Annotated in this window: 12 protein-coding genes; all 12 read left to right on the plus strand. The window is 32.0% G+C overall.

Annotated elements, in window-relative coordinates:
* The first annotated feature begins 6 nt into the window (after positions 1-6).
* The 12 genes from AB2369_RS00980 to AB2369_RS01035 all read left to right on the plus strand — a co-directional run bounded on the left by AB2369_RS00980 (position 7) and on the right by AB2369_RS01035 (position 9,197).
* Positions 7-630 (plus strand): precorrin-8X methylmutase, encoded by a 624-nt coding sequence (locus AB2369_RS00980; protein WP_367664599.1) that lies wholly within the window; start codon positions 7-9, stop codon positions 628-630.
* Positions 630-1,718 (plus strand): cobalt-precorrin-5B (C(1))-methyltransferase CbiD, encoded by a 1,089-nt coding sequence (gene cbiD, locus AB2369_RS00985; protein ID WP_367664600.1) that lies wholly within the window; start codon positions 630-632, stop codon positions 1,716-1,718. Before AB2369_RS00980 ends, cbiD begins: the two co-directional genes overlap by 1 nt.
* A gap of 146 nt (positions 1,719-1,864) precedes the next feature.
* Complete coding sequence (cbiE, locus tag AB2369_RS00990; RefSeq protein ID WP_367664601.1) at positions 1,865-2,467, plus strand: precorrin-6y C5,15-methyltransferase (decarboxylating) subunit CbiE; 603 nt, start codon at positions 1,865-1,867, stop codon at positions 2,465-2,467.
* On the plus strand, positions 2,467-3,051 hold the full coding sequence (gene cbiT / locus AB2369_RS00995; RefSeq protein WP_367664602.1) for a precorrin-6Y C5,15-methyltransferase (decarboxylating) subunit CbiT: 585 nt from the start codon (positions 2,467-2,469) through the stop codon (positions 3,049-3,051). Before cbiE ends, cbiT begins: the two co-directional genes overlap by 1 nt.
* A 129-nt stretch (positions 3,052-3,180) precedes the next feature.
* Positions 3,181-3,843 (plus strand): cobalt-factor II C(20)-methyltransferase, encoded by a 663-nt coding sequence (locus AB2369_RS01000; RefSeq protein WP_367664603.1) that lies wholly within the window; start codon positions 3,181-3,183, stop codon positions 3,841-3,843.
* Between the two features lie 11 nt (positions 3,844-3,854).
* The gene (gene cobM / locus AB2369_RS01005) at positions 3,855-4,607 is read left to right on the plus strand and encodes a precorrin-4 C(11)-methyltransferase (RefSeq protein WP_367664604.1); all 753 of its coding nucleotides are present in this window, start codon (positions 3,855-3,857) and stop codon (positions 4,605-4,607) included.
* 42 nt (positions 4,608-4,649) lie between these two features.
* A complete protein-coding gene (cbiG, locus tag AB2369_RS01010; RefSeq protein WP_367664605.1) occupies positions 4,650-5,636 on the plus strand; it encodes a cobalt-precorrin 5A hydrolase in 987 nt (328 codons plus the stop codon).
* A gap of 65 nt (positions 5,637-5,701) precedes the next feature.
* Positions 5,702-6,424 carry a precorrin-3B C(17)-methyltransferase gene (gene cobJ, locus AB2369_RS01015; RefSeq protein WP_367664606.1) on the plus strand — a complete coding sequence of 241 codons (723 nt, stop codon included), beginning with the start codon at positions 5,702-5,704 and terminating at the stop codon, positions 6,422-6,424.
* A 59-nt stretch (positions 6,425-6,483) separates the two neighbouring features.
* Positions 6,484-7,251: a cobalt-precorrin-6A reductase gene (locus AB2369_RS01020; protein ID WP_367664607.1), complete on the plus strand. Its 768-nt coding sequence runs from the start codon at positions 6,484-6,486 to the stop codon at positions 7,249-7,251.
* Between the two features lie 270 nt (positions 7,252-7,521).
* On the plus strand, positions 7,522-8,244 hold the full coding sequence (locus AB2369_RS01025; protein ID WP_367664608.1) for an energy-coupling factor ABC transporter permease: 723 nt from the start codon (positions 7,522-7,524) through the stop codon (positions 8,242-8,244).
* A 1-nt stretch (position 8,245) separates the two neighbouring features.
* Positions 8,246-8,530: an energy-coupling factor ABC transporter substrate-binding protein gene (locus AB2369_RS01030; RefSeq protein WP_367664609.1), complete on the plus strand. Its 285-nt coding sequence runs from the start codon at positions 8,246-8,248 to the stop codon at positions 8,528-8,530.
* Entirely contained in the window at positions 8,502-9,197 is a 696-nt protein-coding gene (locus AB2369_RS01035) for a CbiQ family ECF transporter T component (protein ID WP_367664610.1), read from the plus strand. Before AB2369_RS01030 ends, AB2369_RS01035 begins: the two co-directional genes overlap by 29 nt.
* Positions 9,198-9,508 lie beyond the last annotated feature (311 nt).

A 9,508-nucleotide genomic window follows, 5' to 3' on the forward strand; every position in this document is an offset into this window, starting at 1 on the left:
AATATTATGGATTATATTAAAAACCCCATGGCAATAGAAGAGAAGAGTTTTGAGATAATTGGGGAAGAGATGGCACCTCATAATTTTACAGAGGAAGAGCTTAAAATAGTAAAAAGAGTTATACATACTACAGCAGATTTTCAGTATCAGGAGTTAATAAAAATAAGTGAAGGAGCTATAGGGGCTGGAAAAGAAGCTCTACTTAAAGGAGCTACTATATACACAGACACCAATATGGCGTTGTCAGGAATAAACAAAAGAGGTTTAGAAAAAACACAGGGAAGAGTTATATGTTATGTAAATTTAGATGAAACCCATAAGATAGCAAAGGAAAGAGGAATAACTCGCTCTATGGCTGGAGTAGAAAAGGCCGTGGAAGATAATGTGGATATATTTGTCTTTGGAAATGCTCCTACTGCCTTATTTAAGCTTAAGGAGCTTATTGAGAAAGGAACTGCAAAGCCGAAGCTTATAATTGGGGTACCAGTAGGATTTGTAGGTGCTAGTGAGAGTAAAAAAGAGCTTGAAAGTTTTAATATTCCATACATAACGGTTACAGGAAGAAAGGGAGGAAGTACAGTAGCAGCAGCCATTGTCAATGCTCTTTTATATATGGTGGTGGAGAGATAATGTTAGACCTTTATATAAATAGTGGTGGCAAAAAATTAAGGTGTGGATATACCACAGGTTCTTGTGCTACTGCAGCAGCTAAGGCTGCCACGTACATGCTTTTTAACAATGAAGAGATTGAATATATTGAAATAGATACACCTAAGGGCATTGTGTTAAATCTTAAAATAGAAAAAATAAATAAGGGAAAAGACTATGTAGAATGCTGCATATTAAAAGATGGTGGAGACGATATAGATGCTACCCATGGAATTGAAATATGGGCAAGAGCATCTAAGACAAAAGAAGATTTTATATTAAAAGGCGGAAAAGGTGTTGGACGTGTTATGGGAGAGGGGCTTTATGTGGATGAGGGAGAAGCTGCTATAAATCCAGTACCTAGAAGGATGATAGAGGAAGAGGTTAAAAGAGTTAAGCCTAAAAACCTTGGAGTTGAAATAGAAATATTTGTACCAAGGGGAGAGGAAATAGCTAAAAAAACCTTTAACCCAAGGCTCAATATAGTAGGTGGAATATCTATTCTTGGAACCTCCGGTATAGTATATCCAATGTCAGAGGATGCCATAAAGGAATCCATAGAAATTGAGATAAAGCAAAAGGCCTTAAAGAATAAGGAACTGGTACTAGTGTTTGGCAATATGGGAGAAGACTTATTAAGAGATTTAGGGCACAGGGAGGATAATATAGTTGTTATTTCAAACTATGTGGGATTTTCTCTAGAATCCTGTATAGCTGAAGGGGTAAAGAGTATTACCTTAGTTGGACATATAGGAAAGATGAGTAAAATAGCCTTTGGATGCTTTAATACCCATAGCAGAGTGTGCGATGTAAGACTTGAGGTAATAGCCTTAGAGCTTACTCTATTAGGTTATCCCTTAGAGCTTATAAATAAGGTTTTAGAGGAAAGAACCACAGAGGCTGTAGTAAAACTATTAGGAGATGATTTTTCACCTTTATATGAAAATATAGGGAGAAAGATTAAAGATAGGATAGATAAATATACTTATGGAGAGCTAGAAACCAACATAATTATGTACTATGGTTCAAAGGAGAAAAAAGTTCTTTGCAGAATATTTGGGAACAGTTAACAACTTTTGTAGCAATAAAGATATTAAAATTTATAAATTATTAGTTTTTTAGAAAATAAAGGAAAGCTTAATTTAGATGAATTTTTTACTCTAGTTGAGTTGTAAAGTATATAGATAAATTAAAAGCTGTGGAAGTGGTGAGTTTTATGGTATATATTGTGGGACTTGGTCCAGGGCATAGGGATTATATTATACCTAGATCATTGGATGTTTTAAATAAGGTGGATTTAGTTATTGGATTTAAAAGAGCAATAGAATCCTTAGGTTTTATAGATAATGACAAGATAGTAGTAGAGTCATTAAAGGAAACTTTAAATTTTATAAATGAGAATAAAGACAAAAATATAGGATTAGTTGCATCAGGGGATCCCACATTCTATGGGATAAGTAATTATATAAAGAACAATTATGAAGGAGAAGTATTTATAACTCCAGGAATAAGCTCTTTTCAGTATTTAGCTTGCATTTTGGGGAAGAGCTGGAATGAAGCTTTAGTGTCTAGTGTTCATGGAAGAAAGGCAGACTTCATAAAGGAAGTCTTAAATAGAAAACTCAGTTTTTGGCTTACAGATAAGGAAAATAACCCAAAGAGACTATGTGAGCTTTTACTAAACAATTCAATCAATTGTAAGGTTTTTATAGGAGAAAACCTATCCTATGACAATGAGAGGATAACAAAAGGAAGGCCAGAGGAACTTGTAAATAAAGAATATTCAGATTTAAGTGTAGTAGTAGTAGAGGTGATTTAATGGTTTTTATAAAAGATGAGGAATTTATAAGAGGAAAGTGTCCTATGACCAAGGAGGACATAAGAATACTTTCAGTAGGTAAATTAAACTTAGAAGAAAATTCTAAAGTAATTGATGTAGGGTCAGGTACAGGAAGTATAACTGTGCAATGTGCAAAGCTTTTAAGAGAGGGAACAGTATATTCTATAGAAAGAGATGAAGAGGCCTTTAATATAACAAAAGAAAATGTAGAAAAGTTCAACTGCAGGAATGTAGTTACCATTAAGGGTGAGGCTCTTGAAATTTTAAATAATCTTAAAGAGGATAAAAATAATATATCTTCCTTTGCTTCTATATTTATAGGGGGAAGTGGTGGAGATATTAAGGAAATTATAGAAGTATCTTCAGAACTACTTAAAGCTAACGGAACTATGGTATTAAATTTTATAACTTTAAATAATGCATATAAGGCCATAGAGATATTAAGAGATTTACATTTTAAGATAGATATAACCTTAGCTAACATAAGTAAAAACAGAGAAGATACTTATATGATGATCTCAAATAATCCAATATTTATATTACAAGGAATAAAGATATCTTAAGAAATTTTTTAGATTATTATATAACTTATATTTAATTCAAAATAAAAAGTTACTGTAATAGATAGTTTAATTATAAATTATAAAATAGCGTGTACAGAAAGTATTAAATAAAAGAAGGGAGAATTAATAATGGCTAAATTAACAGGAATAGGTGTAGGACCAGGGGATAAAGAACTAGTTACTATGAAGGCAGTAAGAATAATTAAGGAAGCTGATGTTATAGTTGCACCTACAGCTACAGAAGGTGGAGAAAGTATAGCTTTAGAAACAGTTAAAGATTATATAAAAGAAAAAACAGAGGTTATATTAAAGCAATTCCCAATGGGAACTAAAGATAAGGATATAAAAGTTAAGGAAGCTTATAAAACCATAGAAGAAAAGCTTAAAGAAGGAAAGAAAGTAGTATTTCTAACCATAGGAGATCCTTATGTATATAGCACATATATTCATCTTTTAAAACATATGGAGGACCTTGGATTTCAGGTAGAAACTATACCAGGAATAACATCCTTCTGCGCAGCAGCAAGTATTGTAAATAGAACCCTAGTAGTTGGAAATGAACCTCTTTTAATTATACCAGCTGCTAGAGTAGGTGATATAAAGGATGAAAGATATGTGGTTATAATGAAGGTTTATAAAAAAGAAGAAGAGGTTTTAAATACACTTGAAGAAAAAGGATTTAACTATGTTTATGTAAGCAGAGCAGGAAGAGAAGGACAAATTGTCTTAGATGATAGAGAAGAGATATTAAAGTGTAGAGATTATATGTCATTAATAATTGCAAGTAGATAGGAGACGAGAGTATGGTTTATTTTATAGGGGCAGGTCCAGGAAGCGCAGATTTAATAACAGTAAGAGGAAGGGATATATTAGGTAAAGCTGATGTTGTAATATATGCTGGATCTTTAGTAAGTAAAGAACACTTGGAGTACTGCAAAGAAGGGGCAAAAATACATAACTCTGCTTCTATGACTTTAGAGGAAGTTATTAAAGTTATGGAAGAAGCAAATGAAAATGGAGAAGAGATAGTTAGGTTACATACAGGGGACCCTTCTATATATGGAGCTATAAAAGAGCAAATGGATGAACTGGACAAGCTTAATATAGAGTATTCTGTAGTACCAGGGGTTAGCTCTTTTGTAGCAGCGGCTTCTAGTATAAAGAAGGAGTTTACCCTTCCTTCTGTAACTCAAACAGTTATTTTAACAAGGGTGGAAGGAAGAACTCCAGTACCAGAAACAGAGGATTTAGAGAGATTAGCATCTATTGGAGCATCCATGGCCATATTCTTATCCATATCTATGATAGATAAGGTGGTAGAAAAGCTTAAAAAGGGCTATGGAAGAAATGTTCCTATAGCTGTTGTAGAAAGAGCCACTTGGGAAGATGAGAGAATAATCTTTGGTACATTAGATGATATTTCAAAGAAGGTAAATGAAGCAGGGATTAAAAAGTGTGCTCAAATACTAGTAGGAGATTTCATAGACTGTGATTATGAGAAGAGTCTTTTATATGATAAAACCTTCTCTCATATGTATAGAGATGCAGAAAAATAAAGGGCTATAAAAACATATGCTACTTTAGAAAGGATGAAAACTATGATAGGAGTTATAAGTGTAACATCAAGGGGAGATGAAATTGCAGGCCTTATTAAAGAAGGTATGGATATAGAATTATTTTCTAAAAATACAGTAGAAAATTTCAATCTTTCTACTGTTACTAAATATTTAATGGAAAGCTGTGAAGGTGTTATATTTATAACTTCTGTTGGTATAGCAGTAAGAGCTATAGCACCCTTTCTTAAGGGGAAGGATAAAGATCCAGGAGTTGTTGTAGTTGATTATAGTAATAAATACACCATAAGTCTTGTAGGAGGACATCTTGGGGGAGCTAATGATCTTGCTTTAGAGGTTTCAAGGATTCTTAAAAATCAGCCTATAATAACAACAGCTACAGATACCATAGGGGTAGTGGCTCCGGATATTGTGGCAAAGGAAGAGAATCTTATTATAGAGGATTTAAAAAAAGCGAAATACATAGCTTCAAGACTTGTAGAGAGAGAAAAAGTGTTCTTTAAAGATGACAGGGAAAAAGTGACTTGTCCTAAAGGATATGAAGAGGCTTATACACCCTGTGACAATATGGTTTGGATAACTAATAAAATACATGACACTAATATAAAAGATGAAGCTACTGTATTAAGACTTATATCAAAGAATATAGTACTTGGAATAGGCTGTAGAAAAAATATGGATTCTAATAAACTTATACAGTGGGTTACTAGAACTTTAGAGGAGAATAACATAGATAAAAGAGCTGTACTTAAGGTAGGATCTGCTCACATAAAAAAGGATGAGAAGGCAATAAATGATTTAGCATCACTACTTAACTGCCCCTTTGAAACCTTTTCTAGAGAAGAAATAAGTAAGGTGGATAATAAATATGAAGGAAGTGACTTTGTATTTAAGACCCTTGGGGTAAGGGCTGTATCAGAACCTTCAGTAGAGCTACTGGGTGGAACAATATTAAAAGGAAAATTAAAATATGAAGGTATAACATTAACCATAGGCGAGATTATAGATTAAAAGAATTTTAGTTATGAGATAAAGTATTATATCAATTAAATATATAGATACAGGAGGAAAAAAATATGGGAAAACTTTATGTTATAGGTATTGGTCCAGGAGGACTTTCACATATGAGTTTAAGGGCTAAAGAGGCTATAGAGGAGAGTAATATAGTTGCAGGTTACATTAAATATATAGATATGGTTAAACCATTACTAGAGGGGAAAGAGATATTCTCTAATGGAATGAGGGGAGAAGAGGACAGATGTAGAGAAGCCTTAGCCCTAAGCAAGGAAAACACTGTAGCTCTTATAAGTACAGGAGATGCAGGGATTTATGGTATGGCAGGATTAATTCTTGAAATGAAAGAGGATGAAAATGTAGAGATAATACCAGGAATAACAGCATCAAGTGCGGCAGGAGCAGTAGTTGGAGCACCACTTATGCATGATAACTGTAATATAAGTTTAAGTGATTTGATGACTCCTTATGAGGATATAAAAAATAGAGTAGATTTAGCTGCTAAGGGAGACTTTGTTATATCCTTATATAACCCTAAGAGCAAGGGAAGACCACATTATTTAAGAGAAGCTATAGAGATTATAAAACAATATAGAGAAAATTCTACTCCAGTAGCTGTTGTAAGACATGCCCTAAGGGAAGGGGAAAGTTATAAGCTATTTACCATAGAAAACTTTGATGATTCTGTTGTGGATATGTTCTCTATAGTGATAATAGGAAATTCTAAGAGCTTTATAAAAAATGGACAATTTATAACCCCAAGAGGATACAAAGTTAATAGATAAAATATAAGTTTCAAACGTATTTTAGAATTTAGTAAGATTTACTTTTAGGAGGAATCATAGTGGTAGGATTTATATTAGGAACTTCAGAGGGGAGAGAATTTTTATCTCTTGCTAATAAATATACAGATAGAATTGTTGTATCAACAGCCACTTCCTATGGTGGTGATCTATTAAAGGAATATAAAATACATTATTTAAATACAGAACCTTTGGACATAGAAGGACTTAAAAGTTTAATAACTAGATTCAATATAAAAGCCTTAGTAGATGCATCTCATCCTTATGCAAAAGAAGTAAGTAAAAACGCTAGAGAAGCTTGCAGTGATGTTAATATTCAGTACGTAAGATATGAAAGACCAGGAGTTTTAAAGGGCATAGAGGATAGAAGAATAATAAGGGTTAGATCCTATGAGGAGCTAGAAAGTATCCTAAATAGAATAGATGGAAATATACTAAATACCACTGGAAGTAGAAATATAAAGAAGATAATGAGTCTTAATATTAAAAATAGAATAATTCACAGGGTTCTTCCGTCTAAAGAGGTCATGGATGAATTATTATTTAGTGGAATAAGACCAGAGGATATAGTAGCCATAAAAGGTCCAATAGGTTATAGCCTTAATAAGGCTTTCATTGAGGAGTATAATGCTAAGGCAATTATAACAAAAGATAGTGGAGTGCAAGGAGGAGCCTTAGAAAAAGTGAAGTCAGCATTAGATAGTAACGTTGATGTAATAATCATTGAAAGAGAAGATAGTGAAAATACAAATATATTTACAAAGGAAGAGGAAGTTATAAATTATCTTAGGGAGAATAACTATATCTAAGATTAAAACATTAAAGGATTAACTAAAGGAAAGATGGTTTAATACCAAAAGAATAAATTATAGAGGAAGTAGAAGAATTCTTGCCTTTAGGTGGGATTAATACTTTTAATCCTATTTGGAAGACTAAGAGACTACTTAAAAGAGTATAAAATTACTTACATCATTAAATTAGTCATAGGTAATAGTAAGTTCTTATTAAAAGAGTTTAATTAGGATTCTATTTATATTAATAGGTTCTTTATTAAAATAAAACTTTTAGGGGGAAATAAAATGAAAAAGATCCTTTATGTAATCTTTGTTATGGCTTTAGCTATGACAATACCACACAATGCCTACGCTATGCATATAGCAGAAGGTTTTTTACCACTTAAGTGGAGTTTATTCTATGGAGTATTGGCGCTACCTTTCCTATACTTGAGTATAAGAGATATTAAAAGAAGTACTAGAAGCAATAAGGAATTAAAAATGCTCCTTGCTTTAATGGCAGCCTATGTTTTCATGATGTCAGCTATGAAGCTACCATCTGTGACAGGAAGTTCATCTCATCCAACGGGTACAGGTCTTGGAGCTATAGTATTTGGACCTACAGTTATGGGAGCTATATCTTTAATAGTATTACTTTTTCAATCCTTACTCCTTGCTCATGGAGGGTTAACTACCCTAGGTGCTAATGTGCTTTCTATGGGGATAGTAGGACCTTTTGTAGCATATTTTGTTTATAGACTATTTAAGAAAAAGAACATAAGAATTGCAGTATTCTTAGGAGCTGCCTTAGGAGATTTAGTTACTTATATTGTTACATCTCTTCAACTTGCATTGGCTTTTCCAAGTGGTAGTGGAGGAATACTTGAGTCTTTCATAAGCTTTGGAGGATTGTTTGCAGTAACGCAAATACCTTTAGCAATAGTAGAAGGAATAATATCAGTTATAATATATGATTTTGTAACTAAACACTGTAGTGATGAATTATTAAGCCTTAAGGAGGGACTATAAAATGAAAAATAAGAATTTAATATTATTAGCCTTATGTGCTTTATTAATAGTAGCTCCATTGGTAATATCTAAAGAAGCACCCTTTGAAGGGGCAGATGCTGAGGCAGAAGAATTAATAACAGAAATAAATAAGGACTATGAGCCATGGTTTGAAAGCCTTTGGGAGCCACCTTCAGGAGAAGTTGAGAGCTTTTTATTTGCATTTCAAGCAGCAGCAGGAGCAGGGTTTATAGGATACTTTGTAGGTAAAAAGAAATATGATAAGGGAAATAAATCTACATGCTAGAATAAACAAAAATACTTATATACACCCTTTAGAAAAGCTTATGATAACTTTTGTATCTCTTATATTAGGTTCATATACTGAAAATATTTATATTATGCTTTTTAATATAATGCTAATTACCATATTAGTTTTAAAGTCTAAAATACCTTTGAATATTGTAGGAAAGTTTTTAGCTATAGGATTTACATTTTCTTTTATGTCCATAATACCTATTTTATTTATAGGAAATAATACATCTATTCTAATTATAATATTAAGAACTTTAAATGGAGCATTAACCATAAGTTTATTGTCACTAACTACGCCACTGGATCATATAATATCATTAGTGAGTAAAAGTGACTTTTTAAGAGAGGTTGGAGACATAGCAAAATCCATGGAAAGATTCTTAATTATAATAGAAGATGAATTTAATACAACCTTCAAAGCTGTAAAGTCTAGAGGGGGATTTAATGGATATAAAAATTCTATTAAGGATTTTGGATATGTATGTTCTTTAGTAATAAAAAACTTATTTTCAGCATGGAAGGAAATAAGAGATGGGCTTAATAATAGGTGTTATAACGGGAAACATAACTATGTTTTTAATTTTTCAATAAACAATAAGAGGTTAATTAGTATAATTCTATATGGAATTATAAGTTTAATCTTATGTATAAAGATATAGTTGCCTATTTAGGGGACTATATTTTTATCTCTCTATGAAAGTAATTTAGTTTGATTATATTTCATGCATCACCAGCTTATAATATAAATAAACTATCTAAAACTCAATCTTTAAATATGTTTTAAATAATGGTAACTTGTGATTTAGTTCCAATTATCATATAGTCTATCTATAGATAATTAAATATACTTTTTATAAATAAAAATTAAATATATCTTGACATACTATAAAAACATATATTATAATACTAATGTACTTAGGGGTATAGCTCAATTGGTAGAGTAGCGGTCTCCAAAACCGTTGGTTCCGGG

The sequence above is a fragment of the Clostridium sp. genome (assembly GCF_040797585.1).
Lineage (GTDB): Bacteria > Bacillota > Clostridia > Clostridiales > Clostridiaceae > Clostridium_Z.

Bases quoted from the DNA above. Each gene is read 5' to 3' on its own strand.
- AB2369_RS00980 (WP_367664599.1), top strand. From the start codon at position 7: ATGGATTATATTAAAAACCCCATGGCAATAGAAGAGAAGAGTTTTGAG.
- cbiD (WP_367664600.1), top strand. From the start codon at position 630: ATGTTAGACCTTTATATAAATAGTGGTGGCAAAAAATTAAGGTGTGGA.
- cbiE (WP_367664601.1), top strand. From the start codon at position 1,865: ATGGTATATATTGTGGGACTTGGTCCAGGGCATAGGGATTATATTATA.
- cbiT (WP_367664602.1), top strand. From the start codon at position 2,467: ATGGTTTTTATAAAAGATGAGGAATTTATAAGAGGAAAGTGTCCTATG.
- AB2369_RS01000 (WP_367664603.1), top strand. From the start codon at position 3,181: ATGGCTAAATTAACAGGAATAGGTGTAGGACCAGGGGATAAAGAACTA.
- cobM (WP_367664604.1), top strand. From the start codon at position 3,855: ATGGTTTATTTTATAGGGGCAGGTCCAGGAAGCGCAGATTTAATAACA.
- cbiG (WP_367664605.1), top strand. From the start codon at position 4,650: ATGATAGGAGTTATAAGTGTAACATCAAGGGGAGATGAAATTGCAGGC.
- cobJ (WP_367664606.1), top strand. From the start codon at position 5,702: ATGGGAAAACTTTATGTTATAGGTATTGGTCCAGGAGGACTTTCACAT.
- AB2369_RS01025 (WP_367664608.1), top strand. From the start codon at position 7,522: ATGAAAAAGATCCTTTATGTAATCTTTGTTATGGCTTTAGCTATGACA.
- AB2369_RS01030 (WP_367664609.1), top strand. From the start codon at position 8,246: ATGAAAAATAAGAATTTAATATTATTAGCCTTATGTGCTTTATTAATA.
- AB2369_RS01035 (WP_367664610.1), top strand. From the start codon at position 8,502: ATGATAAGGGAAATAAATCTACATGCTAGAATAAACAAAAATACTTAT.